21 protein-coding genes and 2 pseudogenes are annotated in these 21,144 nt (G+C 54.4%); 2 read left to right on the top strand and 21 right to left on the bottom strand.

Annotation, left to right across the window (positions count from 1 at the left end):
- A partial coding sequence (gene tnpB / locus ACIQUG_RS34435; RefSeq protein ID WP_402326885.1) for an IS66 family insertion sequence element accessory protein TnpB occupies positions 1–345 on the bottom strand: 345 nt, incomplete at its 3' end.
- Positions 342–728 (bottom strand): IS66-like element accessory protein TnpA, encoded by a 387-nt coding sequence (tnpA, locus tag ACIQUG_RS34430; RefSeq protein ID WP_402326884.1) that lies wholly within the window; start codon positions 726–728, stop codon positions 342–344. The genes tnpB and tnpA, both read right to left, overlap by 4 nt.
- Before the next feature lie 88 nt (positions 729–816).
- Here tnpA and ACIQUG_RS34425 point away from each other — a divergent pair.
- Both ACIQUG_RS34425 and ACIQUG_RS34420 read left to right on the top strand, forming a co-directional pair.
- Positions 817–933 (top strand): annotated as a pseudogene (locus ACIQUG_RS34425) (integrase core domain-containing protein); the annotation flags it as partial.
- 93 nt (positions 934–1,026) lie between these two features.
- A pseudogene (locus ACIQUG_RS34420) lies at positions 1,027–1,260 on the top strand (IS3 family transposase); the annotation flags it as partial.
- 82 nt (positions 1,261–1,342) lie between these two features.
- On the opposite strand, the gene ACIQUG_RS34415 reads toward ACIQUG_RS34420, so the two are convergent.
- The 19 genes from ACIQUG_RS34415 to ACIQUG_RS34325 form a co-directional block, all read right to left on the bottom strand.
- On the bottom strand, positions 1,343–2,512 hold the full coding sequence (locus tag ACIQUG_RS34415) for a DUF6716 putative glycosyltransferase (protein WP_402326883.1): 1,170 nt from the start codon (positions 2,510–2,512) through the stop codon (positions 1,343–1,345).
- A gap of 216 nt (positions 2,513–2,728) precedes the next feature.
- Positions 2,729–3,280 (bottom strand): acyltransferase, encoded by a 552-nt coding sequence (locus ACIQUG_RS34410; RefSeq protein WP_402326881.1) that lies wholly within the window; start codon positions 3,278–3,280, stop codon positions 2,729–2,731.
- The gene (locus ACIQUG_RS34405; RefSeq protein WP_402326880.1) at positions 3,274–4,044 is read right to left on the bottom strand and encodes an oxidoreductase; all 771 of its coding nucleotides are present in this window, start codon (positions 4,042–4,044) and stop codon (positions 3,274–3,276) included. Before ACIQUG_RS34405 ends, ACIQUG_RS34410 begins: the two co-directional genes overlap by 7 nt.
- On the bottom strand, positions 4,041–4,721 hold the full coding sequence (locus ACIQUG_RS34400) for a cytidylyltransferase domain-containing protein (RefSeq protein ID WP_402326878.1): 681 nt from the start codon (positions 4,719–4,721) through the stop codon (positions 4,041–4,043). The genes ACIQUG_RS34405 and ACIQUG_RS34400 overlap by 4 nt, the downstream gene beginning before the upstream one ends.
- Positions 4,718–5,731, bottom strand: a complete 1,014-nt coding sequence (locus ACIQUG_RS34395; RefSeq protein WP_402326877.1) for a Gfo/Idh/MocA family protein — start codon at positions 5,729–5,731, stop codon at positions 4,718–4,720. The genes ACIQUG_RS34400 and ACIQUG_RS34395 overlap by 4 nt, the downstream gene beginning before the upstream one ends.
- Positions 5,732–5,794: 63 nt before the next feature.
- Positions 5,795–7,447, bottom strand: coding sequence for a hypothetical protein (locus ACIQUG_RS34390; RefSeq protein ID WP_402326876.1), 1,653 nt, complete (start codon positions 7,445–7,447; stop codon positions 5,795–5,797).
- A 513-nt stretch (positions 7,448–7,960) separates the two neighbouring features.
- Positions 7,961–8,692: a cytidylyltransferase domain-containing protein gene (locus ACIQUG_RS34385; protein ID WP_402326874.1), complete on the bottom strand. Its 732-nt coding sequence runs from the start codon at positions 8,690–8,692 to the stop codon at positions 7,961–7,963.
- 113 nt (positions 8,693–8,805) lie between these two features.
- Positions 8,806–9,447, bottom strand: coding sequence for an HAD family hydrolase (locus ACIQUG_RS34380; RefSeq protein WP_402326872.1), 642 nt, complete (start codon positions 9,445–9,447; stop codon positions 8,806–8,808).
- Complete coding sequence (locus ACIQUG_RS34375) at positions 9,419–10,318, bottom strand: ATP-grasp domain-containing protein (protein WP_402326871.1); 900 nt, start codon at positions 10,316–10,318, stop codon at positions 9,419–9,421. Before ACIQUG_RS34375 ends, ACIQUG_RS34380 begins: the two co-directional genes overlap by 29 nt.
- A 4-nt stretch (positions 10,319–10,322) precedes the next feature.
- Positions 10,323–11,333, bottom strand: coding sequence for an N-acetylneuraminate synthase (gene neuB, locus ACIQUG_RS34370; protein ID WP_402326870.1), 1,011 nt, complete (start codon positions 11,331–11,333; stop codon positions 10,323–10,325).
- A gap of 9 nt (positions 11,334–11,342) precedes the next feature.
- Complete coding sequence (locus ACIQUG_RS34365; protein WP_402326868.1) at positions 11,343–12,014, bottom strand: PIG-L deacetylase family protein; 672 nt, start codon at positions 12,012–12,014, stop codon at positions 11,343–11,345.
- Positions 12,011–13,186 (bottom strand): UDP-N-acetylglucosamine 2-epimerase, encoded by a 1,176-nt coding sequence (neuC, locus tag ACIQUG_RS34360; protein WP_402326867.1) that lies wholly within the window; start codon positions 13,184–13,186, stop codon positions 12,011–12,013. The genes ACIQUG_RS34365 and neuC overlap by 4 nt, the downstream gene beginning before the upstream one ends.
- 23 nt (positions 13,187–13,209) lie before the next feature.
- A complete protein-coding gene (locus ACIQUG_RS34355; protein ID WP_402326865.1) occupies positions 13,210–14,271 on the bottom strand; it encodes a nucleotidyltransferase family protein in 1,062 nt (353 codons plus the stop codon).
- A 19-nt stretch (positions 14,272–14,290) separates the two neighbouring features.
- Positions 14,291–15,457 carry a LegC family aminotransferase gene (locus ACIQUG_RS34350; RefSeq protein ID WP_402326864.1) on the bottom strand — a complete coding sequence of 389 codons (1,167 nt, stop codon included), beginning with the start codon at positions 15,455–15,457 and terminating at the stop codon, positions 14,291–14,293.
- Positions 15,458–15,467: 10 nt separating this feature from the next.
- Positions 15,468–16,478: an NAD-dependent 4,6-dehydratase LegB gene (locus ACIQUG_RS34345; protein ID WP_402326863.1), complete on the bottom strand. Its 1,011-nt coding sequence runs from the start codon at positions 16,476–16,478 to the stop codon at positions 15,468–15,470.
- 19 nt (positions 16,479–16,497) lie between these two features.
- Positions 16,498–17,271 (bottom strand): acetyltransferase, encoded by a 774-nt coding sequence (locus ACIQUG_RS34340; protein ID WP_402326862.1) that lies wholly within the window; start codon positions 17,269–17,271, stop codon positions 16,498–16,500.
- Positions 17,272–18,143: 872 nt separating this feature from the next.
- Entirely contained in the window at positions 18,144–18,962 is an 819-nt protein-coding gene (locus ACIQUG_RS34335) for a sterol desaturase family protein (RefSeq protein WP_402326861.1), read from the bottom strand.
- Positions 18,963–19,044: 82 nt separating this feature from the next.
- Positions 19,045–19,842: a 3-methyl-2-oxobutanoate hydroxymethyltransferase gene (locus ACIQUG_RS34330; protein ID WP_402326860.1), complete on the bottom strand. Its 798-nt coding sequence runs from the start codon at positions 19,840–19,842 to the stop codon at positions 19,045–19,047.
- A 44-nt stretch (positions 19,843–19,886) separates the two neighbouring features.
- Entirely contained in the window at positions 19,887–21,113 is a 1,227-nt protein-coding gene (locus tag ACIQUG_RS34325; protein WP_402326859.1) for an NAD(P)/FAD-dependent oxidoreductase, read from the bottom strand.
- Positions 21,114–21,144 lie beyond the last annotated feature (31 nt).

Raw genomic sequence — 21,144 nt, 5'->3', positions numbered from 1 at the left:
ACCCGTGCGGCCAGGGGCGGAAGTCCACGCTGGTCGGCGCCAGTCAATCCCTTCGACAAGCATCGACAACTGGGCCTGCGTCAGATGCGCAACACCATCTTTCGCCGTCGGCCAGGGAAAGTATCCGCGCTCGAGAATCTTGTAGAATAGGCAGAACCCTTGGCCATCCCACCATAGAAGCTTGATCCGGTCGGCGCGCTTTCCACGGAAGCCGAAGATTGCGCCGGATCCTGGCGCCTCCTTGATAACCGTCTCAACGAGCGTGGAGAGTCCATCAATGCCACGCCGCATGTCGGTCACTCCGCAGGCCAGATAAACCCGCACATTTCCCGAAGGCCCGATCATGCTGCCTCCACACAAGCGACAAGCGACGATAGCACTTCGAGATCCATATCCGCTGCAATTCTCAGTAGGCGGCCATTCCTCAAGACGATTTCAACGTCCTTGCATCTCGACCGAGCACCGCTCCTCTTGGAACCGTCACTCACGCTCTCCGACGCTCCGATAAGCGAAACCGGGATGAACGATGGGGTCTGTGGAGGTTTCAATTCGGATGGCGAGAACTTCTTTCGCCAGGCGTATATTTGTTGCGGAAGAACGTCGTGCCGGCGCGCTACATCCGAAACGCTGCCATCCGCGCTGAACGCTTCTTGCAAGATCGAAAGCTTCAGTTCCGTGGACCATCGACGTTGTCGCTCGGCACCCGTCAGGATCTCAACCTTGGCCATTCATACCCTGTTACGTCACAAATGAATCATCTGTGACGTAACTTGCGCCAATTCCCCGCCGGACCAAAATCCGCTCACCGGACGCTCACAAAAGATGGAGGATTGGCGCAGAGACTACAATGAGTTTCGGCCCCATGGTGCGATCGGCAACAAGGTACCGATCTCACTGATGAATCCGGGAAGCGCCGCCAGCCCGCTTCCCTGAGTTAGGCCGGAAAACTCTACCATCCGCTGGTCCAGAAACTTGGGGCGGTTCAGTAAACCAAAGAATCTCTCGAAATCTGGAGGGAACTTGGGTCTCAGGTCAATGTCCCGAAAGGGTTGCTCGCAAGACAACGCCGCGTGCGAAGGGTTCTTCGGTCGGTTGAAAACCGAGCTCTTCTATCCACGAGACTGGAAGGTCATCACGATCGAGCAGTTCGTGGCAGAGGTGGACGCCTACATCCGGTGGTCCAATGAAACGCGCATCAAAATATCACTGGGATTACTCAGCCCGGTCGAATATCGTAAGAGCCTCGGCCTGAACTTATAAAGCAGTCCAACTTTTTATCCGCACCCCACCGGCTCAGTTCCGCGTGAAAACCAACACTCTGACACCGCAATTCAAACGCATCCTACCGCCAGCCCAACACTCGGGAAATGATCCTCACGCCACGTCGCCAACGCGACCCCGATTTTGATCGAAACATCGCAACTGCATCGTTATGTATCCGCCGGTCCGATCCATTGTGCACGCGAACCAGCCGATCCACTAGGAGGTTCATTTGCTCTTCCGGCGGAGAGACATTTGCCGCAAACCATTCAGCGGAAGGGGAGGCTATCGGGATATCCCGCAATAATGCCTGAAACGAGCACTCTAGCCCGCTACCTTTGAAAAGTAGGTTCCCAAGATAAGGGCTCCACCCGAAATCTCCCAATACCGCTGTAGGAATATTGCGGGAGATCGCATGGACGAGTACAGTGCTGGCAATCCCTATACACAAATCTATGTCGCAAAGAATTTCTTCTGCCGGCGCGGTAGAAATGCGAATGTTTTTCGGCAGCGCCCCTCCGGCGGACACCAGCAAGAGGTCATCTATGGGGTAAGCCCCCGTGTGGGCAGAGCGGTTATGCGCGCTATCGCGACAGAGGATCCAGAGTTCTCGCTCGGGAAAATGCTGAGCATACCGGACTAAGCTCTGCGCCAACCGAAATCTCTCAGCGTGACTTGCTGGGACGCCGTTTTGGTCGATGTAGGCGACCTTGGCTGGAGGGGTGGAGTAGCCCACCCGAGCCTTCACATCAAGCAGCGCAGGAAACCCGAACAAGAGAGCATTTTCAGAAGAGGCGCCTATCCGAACACAGTACGCCTGATAGTCGACCATGTTCTGGCGCGAATTGATCAATATGACATCGCTCGTTAATCGCTGGGAGAACCCCATTTCCTGACGATATAGCACGACACCGGGAAAACAGCTCACGCATACAGGTGGAGTGTCTTGGTTCGCATGTATCATGCGAATTGTTCTCTCCAATTCCGGACCGGCAAAGAACAGAAAAGACACGTTTGGCTTTAGCCTCGAAGCTTCATCGGGCACGCTGCTGACTTCAGCATAAGAGACACTTCCAAGCGCTTTGAGAGCAGCAAGCCGCGCGCCAGAGAAGAACTGCTTGCCATCCTGTGTCATGACAAGAAAACGCATTGAGGTTACCCTACTGCGTAATGCCGTTGCAACTTGCTTTGCAGCGTCAGCGTACGAGTCGTATGAAATGACGAAAAGCACATCCTGGATCTCGTCCGACATTCTCAGTTCCACTTTCCGTTTGAAGGTAGATCAGAGCACCGTTGCGCGATATTTGAGATCACGACCTTCATCTCCATCCCAATCAGCGGCAGAACGAAGGGCCACCGTAAGTCTCGTTCAGATTTGGGCGTGAGATGAATAGGTAATTGTTGCTCTTGGCGATAACAGAAATGTTGAGAAGCAAATGCTCGAACAAACAGTTCAACTTCCTAAAATCTAACGATTCGATCTATCAACGATCCTCGCCGGGGCTCCGATGGCGACTTGAAAGTCGCCGACGTCGCGTGTCACCACACTTCCAGCACCAATGACTGCGTTTCGCCCAATTGTTACACCCGGCAACACAATTACCCCTGCGCCTATCCAAGCCCCGCGCATAATACGTACTCTCTTAGGGGAGTCGTGTCCTTGATGATAGATGTCAACCGAAGTCTCGGAAAACCTGTGGTTGGACACGTAAATATGCACATCGGACCCAATAAGAACGTTCTCTTCAATAATTATCTGACCACGCCCTTCTGCATCCGGCACTGCGAACAGTTTACAGCCTGGACGGATAACAACATTGCGCCCAAGGGAAATATGCTTTGTTTCAACGAGATAAGCAGCCGGACGGATTTCCGCGCCCTCTTCACAGAGTTTCAATTTGCGTCGCGCGAGCCAGTGGCCAGCACGCTTCGAGTAAAGAAGCAAATGCGTTAATGGCATGTCGGGACCAATTCTGGGCGCGCACAGCCAGAAGTGAAACTTCTTGTAGATACCTAGCATGAAAACCCGTCGTCGACGACGATATTCTGCCCGCAGATATACTGAGCAGCGTCCGAAAGGAGAAACAGCACGGCACCTGTTATGTCATCCGCATCCAACATTCCCTTGCCCCGGGTGAAACTTTTGTAACGCTCGACAAACCGTTCGTCCTGATGAGCGAAAATCCCACCCGGACTGACGCAGTTGGCGCGGAAAAGGGACCCCGTGGTGTATTTAGTGACATAGGCCGTGAGATGTTGCACGGCGGATTTGATCGCTGCGTATTCCACCGGCATTGTCATCGCCGTGCCATCATAGACCTCGAAACGAGGTGCCATCACACCATAAATTGAGGACATACTTACCAGAGAGAATGGCTCCCCACGCTCGATCGCATACTTTGCGCATTGCTGCATACAAACGAAATACCCCCCCAAATGGGAGCCTACATTATCCGTAAAATCGTTGTACGCGACATCAAAGAACTTACGACCATATCGTGGATTGCGGGGATAGGCACAGTTTACGGCACCATCTACTTTGCCGAAATGCGCGCTCGCACTTTGCAAGACACTATATACGAAATCGGCGTCCGTGATGGTTCCCGCCGCGGTCAAGAGTCTTTCCGCGGCGCCGACCTCCGCCGCCAGACGCATGAGGGAAGTGTCGCTGACATCGTTCAGGATAACATTAGCACCTGAGTTCAGCAGGGCCTGTGACAAGACCTTGCCCAACTGACCGGCAGCACCGGCAACCAAGATAGTCTTACCGTGAAGGTCGATCACTGACATTTTTCAAACAAGGCCTCGGCAATAATAAAATCGAATGCGTCGTCGATGTCCACGGCCCGCTCTTTGGGAACCACTACCGAACGGACGCGTCCCTGAAAAAGCCCGGTGGTCCGCATTACGAAATCCGGTCGAGTTACATATGCCACCGTGCTCATATCGTAAACTTCAGGAGCATCCTGGCGCCGTTTGTATCCCACGTCACCGAGAACAACGCGGCTCGATCCGTTGGCTTCGCGAATGACCATGTTAAAGTACGGGCTTCGCGCAGCGGGAGAAACGGTCACCACGACATCGGTTTCATCATCCAGCGCCTGCAGGCACTGCCGGACATCTTCCGCGCTCCGTAGTGGAGCTGTTGCAGGTAGGCTCAAGAATACGTCGAATTCTCTGCCTTGTTCGCGCAAATACTGGATCGCGTGCTGCCAAGCAAGCCATTCCGACGCGGTATCAGTTGCCAATTCGGGCGGACGGTCAATGACCTCCGCATTGTAAGCTCGCGCAACTGCCGCTATATCCGGGTCGTCCGTTGAGACGAAAACCCGCTCAGCGGCCACCTCGAACCCGGCACGAATTGAATGCGCCAAGAGGGGCACGCCACCGATGGGTCGGATATTCTTGCCTGGCAGCCCCTTGGAACCGCCTCTGGCAAAAACGAATGCAAATATTTTCATGGTTGAAGGGTCTCAATTGAAACGGCCTTGCGCTCGCGAGCAGACGCTTTCATTGCATCGACCAGCCTTAAGACGTAAAGACCGTCCTCTAGACTGACAAGAGGGGGAAGCGTTCCGCTCGCGACAAGAGCAAAACGCTCGAGTTCGGAAATATACATCGCGTTCCTATCGTATGCCTCATCCGCGAACAGCACTGCTTCCTGCTTCCCAGGCGCCAACAAGGATACGGAATTCGTCGCGATGTTCCATCGCAAAGTGCCGTTTTCGCCGATCACTTTGCATGTTCGATTGACTACACGCTGCAGGAAATCCATATGCACAACGGCGGTTAACCCGTCGTCACGGCTTAGTATGGCATCCACGCGGTCTTCCACATCGATATCTAGGTTTCCGCTTTCACCGGTCACGCAATATACCTGCTCGAATCGGCCAAACAGCCATGTGAGATAGTCCAATTCATGGCTCAACTCCAGCAGGACACCACCACCAAGCTCCCGTCTGGCGGAGACGTTGAGACGGTAATCGCTTTGGGGTCTCCAATCCGGCAAATATTGTCCCACATCGATCAAGACGCTGTGAATTCGGCCGAGTACGCCCGCATCTAAGAGGCGCTTCATCTCCTGAGCAGAAGGCAAATAGCGCAGGTTATAGCCGACCTCCAGCCGATCTGCATAGGGCCGAAGCACATCTATCTGCTCGACCGCCAACCTGAAATCGTTCGCCAGAGGCTTTTCTATGATAGAGGGCACACCTGCGGCCACAAGTTGCCGCACCTGTGCCAGATGCCATGGTGACGGCGAAGCAACGATGGCAAACACAGGCTTCCAAGTCGCCAATGCCTCGTCGAGCGATTTGAAAACACGGTCCGCACCGCACTCGCCTGGCAGCAAAGCTCGTCCACTCGCCGCAATGCAAGCTATTTCCGCATTCGGAAAAACAACCTTGAGATTCCCAATGTGGCGCCGCGCAATACTGCCGCTGCCAATGACAAGATAGCATGGGTTCTTCATGAGCCTCACCCAATAGCCGTCACAACACTTCGCATCAGACACTTCAAAGGCGCTGATACTCCACTACCTAACGCCGTAAGCTTGTCGGTCACCGAGACGATCCTTGCCCTGCACGTTTTCAGCTTGAACCGGCGTTTTCTCCGCCCTTTCAAACGAAAGACCTGCGCGCCCCTGGTCGCGCGCCATGATTTCAATCAAATAGTTGTCGAACTCGTCGCTATTGTTATCAATAAGTGGCGGCAGCAACCGCTCACGGTCAAGCTCCCGCAGGTTGCGGTAGAAATCATCAGGATCTTTCAAATACCTCAAACGACCCTCTTCTATAAGATCCGCATAATCTACGAGAGGCTCATCTCCGAAAACAAAAGTTGGCACGCCGTAGTACTCAAACTCAAAAATCGATGAGGAATTCACCGTTATATGCAATGTCGCATAGGGCGCCAAGTTTGGAATACTTGTCTCCTTCAGGCCAGCAGGCATATATACATTCTTAAGCTTGGGAATTCCGTTCAGTTTGTTGTTCTTCGGATGCGGTTTAACCAAGAATACGATCCCAGCCTCGGCAGCTCGATCATCGCTAATGATTGCTTTGAGCAATGGCGGGAATTCAACTTGGTCGCGTAACGTAATTACGACGACTTCACTGTACTTACCTACTTTCGCCAAAATCTTCTCGACTACACTCGATCCCCGTACACTCTTCTCCTCAAAGTAATCGAGCCAAGGATATCCCGCGGTTACAATCCGCGTTGAGGGAAATGTTTTCGCAATAGCCTTCTTTTCACGACTTCCCCACGCCAAAAAAACGTCCGGGAATAAATCATAGCCTCCGACGGGAGCTTCATCCCAATGATTATACGGCAGATTGAAACCGACATGGTTGCCGTGTTGTATATCAACAGCAACTACGCCACACTCCTTGCAGGCCATGATTAGAGGAAATGAGTAGTCTACAGGGCTAAAAAACGCGCAACGCGGGCGAAACTCATTTAGGATCTTTTTGTAACTCTCCTTCATGTTAAAAAACTCATCAATATAAAAATTAATGATATCCTCGCTGATTTCAGCTTCGGCGAAGGCCCGCTTCATTGCAGGAACAGCAGAAGACAAATTACTTACCAGCAAATGATAGCGGGTCGCCCTTACGACGGAAGGCAAGATATACTTCGGAACGATATGGCGATTGTGAGGTAACGGACTTTGACCCTTTAGAAATTCTATTTTCTGCACGCTCCCATAACTGGCAAGTCGTTCACATAGTGGATCGGACAACCGATTATATGAAACCCCATCCACCTCACAGAGATCGACGCTATTCTGGTTCGAAAATACTACAAAATCAACAGGTTCCGACGCAGCATCAAGATCGTCTACACATACGGCATTGTGCTCGTCCACATAGTAGTCCCGCCACACCATCCCTGGCGAGTTGTTGATAACGTGTTTCCCCTTTACCGTCTTACCCATTATAAAACAGATCAGGCGCAGCCAAATATAAAAACGCAGCGCCGGCCACATATGAATTTCTTTATACTTTATAGCATTAACTGGGTAGCTCGCAGGGAATGCTCTCACTGTCTGCGAGTGGGCCAGCCATGATGCGAAGCTACTATCCGGCACCTTTGAAATTGCGATTGGCCCCGCTTTGCCAACGGATTTTCTTAGGGACGCCATAGGCCCAGCGACTAATTTTCGAACTTTTTTGTAAGAAATCATTCTCGTTCTCTCGGAATTTCCGGTTGGGACAGCGTTCTCGGCTGCCATCGGGAAACCAATTAACTAGACAATGGGACTAGCGCTGAAACTCCAGGGCTGTCAATCGAAGCTGACCTCGCCTCAACTTTTATCCAGTTTTGATTCGGCACCGGCTATCGACGGCTGAAGTTGTGCGGCATGGGGCGGCTCCGTTGTGGTGCGTTCAGGCCGCGCAACAACTGGCCCACTCTATCCGACGCTTTAAGATACTCCGCACCGGATTGCGTCGTGTGACCATAAAAAGAGCCCTCGGCTTCATCTGCCCAGCTTGAAACGCGCCATGTCCAGTATCTCTGATCGCGGCGCCTTTTTCCAACTTTTCAACTCGGCATTACTCGGTGTGGTTTTCGGTCGGTCGTCGAAAAATCTCAGCGTGAAGCTTTCCAGGCACGTATCCGCTCCCCGCAAGTCTAAAGGGACGGCTCGTTCCGAACATCAAGACAGCAAGTCTTATATTATTCTAAAATTGGATATTCATGGTGCACTCACAGCAGTGTTTTGCGTACAGAGGAATTCTGCATATGCAAAATCCTCTTCGGTATCGATATCGACCGACGCGGCAGGAGACATGTTGTACGCATATACGTTTTCCGTTAGATAGAAGTGACCTTGCTCCCGAAGCTTCCTGGTATTGGCAATGAAAATCGCCCCATTAAGTGTATGGTAGACTGGAAAATCCTGACTTCTTGTCTCGATTAGTTGCCGATCCAGGAAATGGCTCATACTCCCATCCTCCGGTAGAATGTTACACCATAACGGCGAGACGGGGGCTTTTGTCACGGAGATGATCCCATCCGCTCCCTTTTGCACATATAGCTCAAGAGCCTCATCAATGTGAATTGCAGTGCGGAACGGAGATGTCGGCTGCAGGAGGATTACGGCATCATACGGCTGGCATAACGAGTCCATCGCATGAATGACAACGTCTGGCGTTTTTGCTGTATCGCTCGATAGATGCTCCGGACGGTTGATTGTGTCTACGCGTTGTCCGTATGCGCCGGCGATATTCAGCACGTTTAAATCATCGCTGCTCACAACGATTGTGTCGATAAATTTTGATTCCAACGCCGCCTCGATACTCCATGACACCAGCGGTTTTCCGTGTAGCGGGCGAATATTCTTGTTGGGTGCACGCTTGCTCCCGCCACGCGCCGGGATAACAGCGAGGAAGGAAATCGCATTCCCGTCGGGCTTGTTGATAAGCATAGAACACCTGGCAGTGCGGTTGTTTGTAGAGATCGGACGTACCCCGCTCTGCGTACAATCCCTAAGATCTATCGTTTAGCTTGCGGAACACGTTTGTGATCACAAGGATCCAGTTAGCCGATCGCGGTCATATCGTGGACTTTAACAAAATGGAATCCCAGGTTCTGAGAGAAAATCCTATCCTGCTCGCGATCGCCAAAGAAGACGACGTTGCCCGGATCGAGCGAGAGCGGAAAATTCGATAACGTGAGCCTCCTCTTCTCCATTCCGCTGCCAAGCTCGCTGGTGAAGACCATACGATCTTCCGGAATGTAGCGAGCGAGATCCAAGGCTTTTGCTTTGCGGCGCTGTAAGGCACCGCCTCCATCGGTGACTAAGAAGACTTGGCAGGATTGGGCGAAGTAGTGCAGCCAGAATGCCGCGCGCGCGGAGAGCGACAACTTCGGAACGACGTTTCTAAAGGCTTCCAAAGCATCGCGAATAAAAGCCTCTCGCCCCTCCGCGTTAACGTCCTTTCCAAAACGCACGTGGGTTTCCTCAAATATTCTGTTGTATGAGCTGCCCTTTTCAAGCCAACGAAACTCCATGAACGCACGCGCCAGCTCCTTGTCCGTAAGACGGTCGGCGCAAGCATCCAATACGCTATCATAGGCCTGCGTAATGAACGTAAATTCATCATAAAGTGTACCGTCCATATCGAAGCCGACATAGCGGACAGCAGACCAATCACGATGCGGGAATAAAGCACTCAGCATAATATCGCACCATTCTCAGGTCATAGCATACCGGTTTCGGGGTGACATCTTCCCCTCGAACAAGATTTGAAGCAATGAGGGCAATCCAATTCTCCGAGGCTGCGAAACCCAGTGCCATTCCACCAGCTATTCTGGGGTTACACTCGATGAAGAACAACTCGCCTTCCGCCGTTTCAATACACTGGAAGTTCACGGGCCCACGCAATGCGATTTGGCTGCCAATGCGGCGGATATGGGCGTCGATGCGCTCGTGACGGACAGTAATGCCCTTCAAGGATTTCCCATCCACCACGGAATCGCGCCTGCGAGGCACGATGTAAACAGGTTCGTTGTTGCGGTCGAAGAAACAATCACAGGTGTATTCCGTACCCTGGATGAACTCTTGCGAAATCATATCGGTCATATCCTGTGGCGCATCCCCCATATAGATGCCCTTCCCCCCACGCCCCAGACGCGGCTTCACGACCCAATGGTTTTGCGTGAGTGATGTTGCGGGCGTCGGAATCCCAGCTCGGCGGAAAAATTCGTACGTGCGCCACTTATCCTGGAATATCGCAACAGTCTCCGCGTCGGATAGGATGATGTGAATCCCGAGCGCGGAAAAATGCTCGCGCCGCTCCGCCCAGCCAACCAACGTCTCGTCCAAGGAGGGAATGACAATATCGACCCGGTGCGCGCCCAGCAGTTCCTCCGTTTGCTGCCAGAGGTCGGGGGCACTCACACGCGGCATCTTGATGAAGTCGTCGGCCAGAACCGTGCCATGGTTCGCGACATCGATATCAGACGCCACTGCTGTATGTCCGGCCTCCTGAATCGCCTTGATGAGATATCCTGAGACAAGGCTGCCCGAAGCCTCTATCATAATCCGCATTGGTTCAGCCTTCCAACTGTATCGGTTCATCGGCTTCGAAGGCGCGAGTAGCCTTCCTTCCGATGACCTCATCCCAACGCATCGGATCAATTCCGCCTGCGGGTCGCTTCACCGTCAGATTTACCTCGCTGAACGTTTCTCCGGCCTGTATGGGACCATTTGCAACAATGCTTTTGCGGGCGGCATTGCGGTTCACACTTTCACTTTTGCTGGGCTGCTTCACCCCGTCGCCAAGAATCGCTTCGGTGGTGCGAATAGCCGACACCATCTCTTTCAGTTCCTGAGGTTCAAGGCTCGCAGCGTGATCAGGACCGTCCATGGTCCTGTCAAGCGTGAAGTGCTTCTCGATTACCGTTGCGCCCAACGCCGTTGCAGCGACTGGAACCACGATGCCGAGCGTGTGGTCGGAGTAACCATAGGCAACGCCAACTGTTCGACCGATACTTTGCATTGCGAGCAGGTTCACATCTTCTGGCGGAGTAGGATAGGCCGTATTGGCGTGCAGGACGGTGATCTGCTTCTTGGAAACGCCGCTGGCGATCAGTGCTGCTACAGCGTTCTCGACTTCCCGCATAGTCGCAAGACCGCTCGAGAGGATAATGCGTCTTGCCACCGCTGCAACCTTGCGAAGATAGGGCAGATTTGTAATCTCACCGCTGGCAACCTTGTAAATGTCCATGCCCAGTTCGCTCAACAGCTTAATGCTGGGTAGATCGAACGGGGTTGACATAAAAGTAATCTTACGCGTCTCGGCATGCGCCTTCAGCAGGACATGATCGTCCGCGGACAATTCAAGCCGCTTAAGCATATCCAATTGGGACTCACGTTTGTCGGTCAGGTTCTTCTGGTAGTCAGCCTTTTCCGCGCGCGCGCTGGCAAGCTCAGAAGCTCGGAATGTCTGGAATTTCACAGCATCCGCGCCGGCGTCGGCTGCAACATCGATCAGCTTCATCGCCAGTTCGAGGGAGCCATTGTGATTGACCCCTGCCTCGGCAATAATGAACACCTTATTCATAGAAGGCCCTTACTTCTGAATTTCCTTGAGGAGGGAGAAGCTCTCCGCATACTCGCAGCCCGCAGTCGCTCCCCTATGCACCGCAAGCGCTTCGGCGTTCCGCAGACTGCGCGGGAAAGGATGCGGCGCGAACTCGCTTTTGAACACTTGAAGGATCTCTAGCTTCCTCTGGAGATACGGCGAAATATCCACGAAGACATTTGGCAGGAAAACATCTTCCTTCGTCGCAGGAGCGAACTCGGTTTCGCTGGCCGTTTCCATCATCAGCACACGCTTGATATAGGGATAGCGGAAGCTTTTGGTGCAAGCGAAAGCCGCATTAAAGATGTGCCGGTGGTCCGAGTGCACATCACTTTTGAAGGGCAGGTAGACAACTTCCGGCTGGATCAGGCTGAAGATGCGAGAGAAGTGCCCGACCAGTGTGCTAGCATCATATTCATCGACCCGCATCGTCTTCAGGCCAAGTTGATGCACACCATCGAACCCGAACATTCCTGCGACTTTGTCGATCTCAGCACCACGACTGGTGAGGCGCTCGCTTGAGAAGCCCTCTACTTCGTACATGGAAGTGCAGATTATCCAATGGATCTCATCTCCCTGCGCCTTGTGTCGCAGAAGAGTGCCACCGCATCCAATGGCTTCGTCGTCAGGATGCACGGCGACGACAGCGACTTTTCTCATTCTATTGCCCCTGCTATGATAGCATCTTCATTCTTGGCGAGCATCGCACGCCAGTCTGTGCGCTTGATGATGTTCAGCGCCTTTCGCGCACTGTCACCGTCCCCGTAAGGATTGCGAATGCCGGAAATCCGCGCCCGGAAAGCATCCGACGTAGCAAGATCAATGGCATCCGATATGGCCTGCGCTTCCGGCTTACAGAAGATCACGTTCTCACCAGCAACCCGACTGGTCTGCCTTAAACCGACGTTGATCGCGGGAATCGGTACTGAGGCGGATTCAATGACGCCGGACGACGAGTTTCCAATAATGAAGCGCGCGTTCTTATAAATTGACAGAAAGGCATGCGCATCCAGATTGCGGTAAAAATGGAAGTTTATGTCATTTCGATATTTGTCGATCATCGAAATAATCCGGCGGTTACCTGGATCACTGTTCGGATATCCCACGAAAGTCTTGATGCCGCGCGTCTGCAGTGCCTTCAGGATGCACTCAAAATAGACGTCCGCTACGTCCTCCTCTTCCCCCACTGGGTGGAAGATCATCATAGCAAAAGGCGCAAAGTCTTTGCCGACGCCCATGTCCTCGCAAACCTTCTCCGGAGAGTCAGGCTGATTTTGGACGAAGCGATCGAGTGCGATGTTACCAACGACATGGATCCGCTCGGCCGGCTCACCCATGCGGATCAGACGCTGGCGATGCTGATCCAGTGTCACCATATGGCCAGTGGACAGCTTTGAGGTCGCGTGGCGGACAGGATTATCGATGTGAGAGTCCTGTACATGATCGCCCCCATAGAAATGCAGAGTTGGGACGCCCAGATAGCCACCAATGAGCGCGCCCATGATGACCTCTTCCCTGTCTCCGGCGTAGATGATCAGATCGGGGTTGTAGTTGGCCACGGTGTCGATTGCGCCTTGAAGAAAGATGCTGGCCGTTTTGATCCGTGAGGCACGGCTATCGGCATCGAGCAAACTCTCGATCCGCAGCAGGATATCAAACCCGTCCTGTTCGATCTGCCGCGCGGAATGTCCGTATAGCGGCGAAAGATGCGCGCCGGTGACGAGGAGCTTTAGCTCCATCTCCGGATCAGTACGCAGAAGCTCAAACAACGGGGACATCAGGCCATACTCGGACCGCGCGCCTGTGATGGCCAAGACTTTCTTAACACTCATAATGCAATTCCAGTTCTCTGCGGTTAGTTGATGAAGACCCGATCGTACTCATCGTTCGCCTGCTCAAGCTGCTCCTTTCGACCAATATCGATCCAGTATTCCTGCAATGGGAAAGCAATATTCTTGAAACCGGCCTTTTGAAGGTCATCAAACAAGCTCGGCATGTCATAGAAGGTATCCTGCGGAATGAACGACAACGCTTCGGGGCTAACGACATAGATGCCCGCATTGACAAAGAAATGCTGCACCGGCTTTTCCATAATGCGCGCAATTTCCGTATGTTCTAGCTTCACCACCCCAAAAGGCACCTGGAAGTTGTATTCGCGGACTGCCATGGTCGCGAGAGTGTCGTGATTGTTGTGGAAATCCAATATATTGTGAAACCGGACGCGAGTCAGCAAATCGCCATTCATCACGATCATAGGCTCCTTTGGTTTTTCCGAGATTAGACTCAGCGCGCCAGCGGTGCCCATCCGCTTCTTTTCTTCGACATAAGTAATTCGGCAATCAAATTTCTCACCATCGCCAAAAAAGTCTTTAATAACATCGGCATGATAGTTCACCGCCAAGTGAAAATCACTGAAACCTTCATTGATGAAATTCTCGATGATAGTTTGCAGAATGGGCTTTCCACCCACGGGAAGCATGGGTTTAGGTGTGGCCTCAGTCAGCGGCATTAGGCGAGACCCCAACCCCCCGGCCATAAGAAATACTTTGTTAGGGTGGTTGTAGTCTGTACTCAAGCTGTCGAGCGTAGTAATTCCGATGACCCGCCTCCCCTCATCAACCAACACGATCTGCCGGACGCCCGCTTCCAACATCCTCTGCTTCTGTTGGGCGTGCGAAGCCGTCGGCGGAAGAGTAACAGGGTGATCATTTAAGATTTGAGACACCGGTGCGTCCATTCCGATTCCCCGCAACAGGGCTCGGCGCACGTCGCCGTCAGTAACGGTCCCCACCAGCCGGCGTTCAGCGTCAACCACGAGAATGATGCGAAACTCTGCGGCACAGTCAAGCGCGTGCAGCAGTTCTTTTAGGGTAGCGTTCGAACCCAACAGCGCCTTGTCGAAATTGTAGCGTGTCATCGGTTATCGTCCCGGCAATCTAGGAATTAAACGTTAGATTAACGCTGCTCGGAAGGCTCACAACCTCCCTGCTGAGCATTGTCGCAATGTCGAGATTCATACTGGGACATTGCCCATACATGGGCAGCGTATGCATCAGGTCCCATAAAGGTCGGACCATGATACCGCGATGGTTCGCTTCACTAATTACAGTACCGAAAGCCTCTGAATCTTTGATTCGTATTGACGAAAGCCAGTAGTTGGAGCGTGTGTTTGCGGGCTCGGAGATAAAGGATACATCAAGGACCCCGTCGAAGAGTGCCTTGTATTGCTCGGCGATACTGCGCTTTATGTCGAGGAATTCCGGCAGGCGCTCCAACTGCGCGCAGCAGAGCGCAGCATTGATATTGGGCATACGATAGTTATAGCCCACATCGTCGTGGAAAAAGAACCCGCCCTGGCTGGTTTTCGCTGTGGTCGAGAGATGCTTCAACCGCGCGCCAAGCGCCTCATCATTCGTCGCGATTGCGCCGCCGCCCCCAGCAGTGATGATTTTGTTCCCGTTGAAACTTATAGCGCCCATACGACCGAACCCACCGGTGTGCTGGCCCTTATATAAACTCCCGAGAGATTCAGCAGCGTCTTCAATAACGATGATGTTGTAGCGCGAAGCCAACGCGACCAACTTCTCAAGCTCGACAGGGTGCCCCATGCAATGCATGGGAACGATCGCCTTGATGCGCTTTCTTGTGATCGCATTGAGGCAATATCCTTCGTCGTCCATGACAGCGATCGCTGCCAAATGTTCGGCGAGTTTCTCGGGGCAAAGGCCGAGGGTATCTGGCGCGCTATCGCAAAAATGCAGCGTGGCTCCCGTGTAGGCGACAGCATTGGCTGTTGCGACGAACGTCAAGGCCGGGACCAAGACCTCATCCTCGGCAGTGACACCGGCCGCGACGAGCGCCAGGTGAAGGGCGGCGGTACCGTTAACGGTCACGACCACGCGCCTGACTCCTAGATACTCAGCAAGGTTCCGCTCTAACAGATCAACATACGAACCAACCGAGGACACCCATCCGGTACGAATGCACTCGCTGACGTAGGACTCCTCGTTTCCAGCAAATATCGGCTCGTGAAGGGGAATGAAATCCTTCCCATTGCTCAGCATAGAGAGGCGGGAGAGAATGAGATCGCTTGTAGAGGTCATAACTACCGTCTTAGATATTGTACTTATCATGCTTGTACTGAGCGAGGTTCTCCGGTTTGGTGAACCATTCCACAGTTTTCTCAAGCCCCTTGCGGAACCCTTCAATTGAGCCACCGAACTCGGCACTCCATCCGAAGAGGCGTTGCGCCTTCGTCGTATCCGCCCACAGGCGTTCGACTTCGCTCTTCTCCGGACGGATGCGTTGTTCGTCCGTGATGATCTCTACGTCCACGCCCATGACGTCGGCAATAGCCATAACCGTATCACCGATAGAGATCTCAAAGTTGCTCCCAATGTTCACCACCTCGCCGATTGCAGAGTCACAATCGGCGATCGCGGCGAAACCGCGTACTGTATCCGTGACAAATGTGAAATCGCGCGTCGGACTGACGCTACCCAGCTTGATCTGCCGTGAACCAGCGGCAATTTGCGCGACGATCGTTGGGATGACCGCCCGGGCCGACTGTCGCGGCCCATAGGTATTGAAGGGGCGCAGTACTGTAACCGGAGTGTCGAAGGACTTCTGGAAGGACAACGCCATCTGGTCTGCACCTATCTTCGAAGCGGAATAGGGCGACTGACCGACGAGAGGATGCTCCTCCGAGATGGGCACGAACTGCGCGGTGCCGTAAGTTTCGCTGGTAGACGTATGCACCACGCGCGATACACCCAGTTCGCGCGCCGCCTGTAGAATGTTCAGCGTACCCGTGATGTTGGTGTCCACATACGTCGCCGGACTATGATAGGAATAAGGGATAGCAATGAGTGCCGCTAAATGCAGCACCACATCGCATCCCTGCATCGCGGCCTTTACACCGTGCGGATCGCGGATATCCCCAAGGAACGGCTCGAACCGGTTTTTCACTTCAACGTCAAGCGTATCAAGCCAACCGAGAGAACCAAACGAGTTGTACAAACAAAAGGCCCGTACCTCGTGTCCTTGATTTACGAGGTGTTCGACTAGATGTGAACCGATGAACCCGTCTGAGCCTGTTACGAGGATTCTTTTGCCATTAAGCATTGTCTTTATTTCCGCTATGTTATGTTCCCACACGCAGTGGGCGAGCAGGGTTTCCTACTACGGTGGTGAAAGGTGGCACATCTCGAGTAACAACAGCGCCCATCCCGATGACAGCGCCCTCACCGATTGTGAGCGGCCTCTGATTGCTTCCTTGCCGCAAAAGGGCGCCCGCACCGATATAGGCGTGATCGTGGATGTGAACATTGCCATTGCAGCATGCTCGTGGACCGAACGTCACGAAATCCCCAATGACGCAGTCATGAGCTATGTATGTATAAACGTTTGCCTGGCAGAATCTACCTATGCGCGTATCGGGCCCAATTGTGGAGTAACCGCAAATGATCGTCCCTGCGCCGACTTCGACATTCATATGCACCGTCGCGTTGGGCGCCTGCAACGAAAGGGGCAGCACACCGAACGCGTTGCACTTTTCTGCAATCCGTTCACGAATACGAGAGTCCGCGATGGCAATTATAAAGTGGCGCTCGCCATGTAGGGCAAAGAATGCCTCTTCCGTTAATTGCGGAGTGTTGGCAGAAATAGCATGAGCGCTGTCTTTGGCCACGAAGCATACAGTTCTCCCGCGCCTTTCCTTCAAGGGCTCCACATAGGACGAAGGATCCAAGGCAAGGGGCAGGACTTCCTTGCCACAACCTCCTGAACCGAAGATCCCGATGACATCATCTTCTCCGTGCCACCGATCATGATCGTTGACGCCTACATTGCTAGACATTGTGTTCAACGCGGGTTGCAGCAAAATATCCTTCGCGTTGGGCGTTGACTGACTTTTCACAGGTCAATTTCTTTGTCACATATGCCCCACGTCTTTTGGCGGCCGGCAATGCACATACAATCTTGGGTGAACTCTGCCGCAATTCGCCATTCAACTGAGAAACGTTCGACAATGATCGGTTCCTATTCGGTTGGCTACACAGGAGAGTTGCGGGACGCTCATTACCACTGTCTGGACACCGCCTCAAGCGCCAACTCGGCTTTCCGTTGGGCCATTCAGGCGCAGAGAATCACCGCGTGTAAACAATCCCGTACACCTCCGGTAGCGAACCCACAAGATAGATTCACACAGTATCACACGCGCAGATTGTATATTGATACTATCCCATCGGATGCCTCGTAAGAAAGGCTTCATGCCTGACGGGACCTTCCAGAGCGTATCGCTCGGATAACGTGTTGCAAATGGGCTTCGTCGATCAACGCGCCGCCCCAAATTACAAACGTCGCCGATGACCACCTCGGCGACAAGCTGACTTCGATCGTCGATCTCTGTCCCCTTTCAGCCGACGCCACATCGTCCGGGCTCGCTCCAAGGGCCACGTCGTCAACGATAGAGTTGAGCGGGCGCAATGCCGTTCTGTGTCGCCGTCACCGACCGACGTTTTACGGACGATCCTCGATCCGACGACGCGCAAGTATGTACTAAGTATTGAAACGTTTCGTCCTGAGTGAGTTGTGCGGCAAAACATAACGATTGACCAGGAACCGGCAGTCTAAAACCAAGAAAACCATCGAAGCTATGGAAAAAAGTTCAGTAGGGCCCAGTTTTCTGGTAGCCACCCACAGAAAATAGGCCGACTGTCACAAAGGCCGGCTCACGGATGACGGGGAATTCGCTCATCTCGCAATTTTACCGAAATCTCCTGCAATTTCTCAATTTTCTGCCGCGGAACCTGATACATCGCTGACGGCAGCACTTGAGGTCTTCCTAAAGCTTATCGCGGGGGTGTTCCCCTCGAACGCCTCCACCCGCCGGTCATAGTTCGGCGCGACCGTGCCCATCACGCGGTCCCAGAACGAGAAATAGTTGGCGTAGTTGTACTTGAATTCGGCGTGGTGCTGGTCGTGATAGGTCGTGCAAAGCATTGGCGAAGGATACCGCGCCGTGCGTGAGGCGAAGTATTCGAAGCCGGCGTGGCCGAAGGTGCCGTTGATCTGATCGAACAGGCGATGGGCCAGAAGGATGATCGGCGGGAACGGCACAAGGAACGTGATCACGGCGTAGTAGCCCTGGCTCATGGCCGTATCAACCAGTCCGATCGAATCGTTGCTCCAAGCCGTCGGCGCGACGCTGCGGTGGTGCAGCAAATGGTACTTATAGAAGAGCTTGGTGTGCAGCAGCCGGTGGGCGAAATAGAACCAGGCGTCGAAAAGCACCATGCAGAGCACGAAGAGCGGAACGGCCGTCCACCAGCTGAACGCCCAAGGCGAAAACAGCGTCCATCCCTTGTACTGGACGAAAAGTCCGATCGCCACCGACGTGCAGGTGACAAGGATCGAGGCCATGCTCTGGCGGATCTCGATTGCCTTGCGCTTCTCGCCACGCCGGCCCTTCTGGATGCGGCGCTCGGGGTTGCGGTCGTTGAGCCAGGTGATGCCGTAGCCGAGGATGAAATACAGCGCCACCGTCGCCGCATAAATTGCGGTCAGCAAGCCGACAAAGGTGAGACTGTCCTGAAGAAGGGCGCTCAAATCGTGATCCGTCGCGGAAAGAAAAAGTTGAACTGGCGCGTGGACTATACCAAGCACCCTCTTCCGCGCAAGGCGTACGGCTCTAGCCGCGCTCAAGCTCGGCCAGAAATGCGCGCAGTTCCGCGCCGTCAATGCCGACGAGGTGGCCCTCTTGTGGGTAGCTGCCGGAGCGCACATCCTGGACAAACTCCCCGAACGCGGCGATCCGTTCGTGCTGGAGCCGGTCATATTCGGCGGCAAAGTTGCGATAGGTCTTGGCGTGACGCGGCACGTGGCCGCGATTGCTGCCGATTACGTCGGCGGCAAACAGATATTGGGCGTCGCAGCCGGAACCCGCTCCCATCGAAAGCATCAGCATCGACGTTCTGGCACTGATCGCCCCTGCAACATCTCCCGGAACGACCTCGATTTCAGCGGCGAAGGCGCCGGCTTCCTCAAGCGCCTTGACCTGTCGCCAGATCTCAAGCGCGCTCGCCGCCGTCTTGCCGACGGCGCGAAAACCGCCGGTCCAGGTGGCTTTCGAAGGGATGAGGCCGACATGGCCGCAGACGGGAATGCCCTCCTCGCGCATCCGGCGGACGGTGGAAAGCCCGGCGGCACAATAGACCGCATCGGCGCCGGCTTTCAGTGCCTTGAAGGCCGCGCGCATGTATTCTTCCGCGGTGACGTAGTCGCCATATTCGAGGCCCGGAAAGGCAAAGCAGGTCGGCGCCACCTCTCGAAACTCCGGCCCTAGGAGCGCCGGCGGGACGGAGACGAGATCGATGCCGGCGGCTTCCGCCGCTTCGGCCTCATCCAGCGTTTCGACACGCAGCATGGTGAGTTGGCGCTTGCCCTTCATCGACAGGAGATCGGCAACGGTCGGACGGTGGCTTTTCATGAGAAGGCTCCGGATTATGAAAGAAGGATGATTTGCCTGTCGCGCTAGGCGGCGAGGAGTGCTTTGAGCTTGGTTTCGGGCGAGATGAGCGCCTGCGGATCCGGTCGTTTTCGCGCTGCAATCAGCATTTCTGCAAGCCGAATGTCGCGCGCGACCGCATTGCCCGGTCCGATGCCGGAGGCCGCAAGCAGCCGACCGGTGTCGTCGAGATGAAAAAGAATGAAGGCATCGTCGGTAAGTTCGCGCCGCACGGTCGTTGCAGCACCCTCGGCAAGCCCCGCGATCTGCAGTGTCAGATCATACTGGTCGGACCAGAACCACGGCACGCTGGTGATCGCCTCGCCCCCGCCGAGCAGATTGCCGGCAACGAGCGTCCCCTGATCCTGCGCATTGCGCCACGCCTCAAGACGTATCCGACGATCACCATAGTGACAGAGCGGGAACGAGCAGCAATCTCCAGCGGCGTAGATATCCGGGTCGCTGGTTTGAAGCGTTGCGTCGACCGCAATGCCGTTCTCGATTGAAAGGCCGGCGACGGCTGCAAGCTCCGTGTTGGGGACCGCGCCGATGCCAACGACGACGAGATCGGCCTCGATTGTCTCGCCGCCTGCGAGAACGACCCGCGCACGGCCTTCGTCCGCGTCGATACGCTCGATCTTGGCGTCGCATCGTATGTCGACGCCTTCTGCACGATGCCGCGCGGCAACGACCGCCGCAATCTCCTCCGGCACTCCGCGAGAAAGAATGCGCGGCAACCCTTCGATAAGCGACACGGCAGCACCGAGCCGGCGCGCCGTTGCGGCGAGTTCCAGACCGATGAAGCCACCGCCGATGATCGCAAGCTTGCGACCGGGCGAAAGTTCGCGGCGGATCTCTTCAGCATCGGCATGGGTTCTTAGCGTGCGGATACGGCGTGACGCCTCATCCATACCGGCGATGGTTCGCGCCCGCGCACCGGTCGTCAACAACAGCCGGTCATAGGCGACGCTGCTTCCGTCTGCGAGCGTCACGCGCTTCTCGGCCCGATCGATGGCAATGACCGGGATATCCGTCAGCACTTCGATCCCCGCTGCCGCGAAGCGCTCGGCATCGGCGACATATTTCGGCGCGACCTCTGCCTTGAGCCCTTCCTTCGAAAGAGGCGGCCGCTCATAGGGAAGATGCGGTTCCGCGCCGATCAGTGTGATCTTACCGTCGTATTGCTTTTCCCTGAGGGCAAAGGCGGCCCTTGCGCCACATTCGCCGGCGCCCACGATGACGATGGAACCCATCTCAACCTCCCTGCCCGCCGCGGCGAGCCCA

This window comes from Ensifer sp. NPDC090286, from assembly GCF_044769565.1.
In the GTDB taxonomy this organism is placed as follows: Bacteria; Pseudomonadota; Alphaproteobacteria; order Rhizobiales; family Rhizobiaceae; genus Ensifer.
This window is presented reverse-complemented; position numbering and strand designations above follow the sequence as displayed.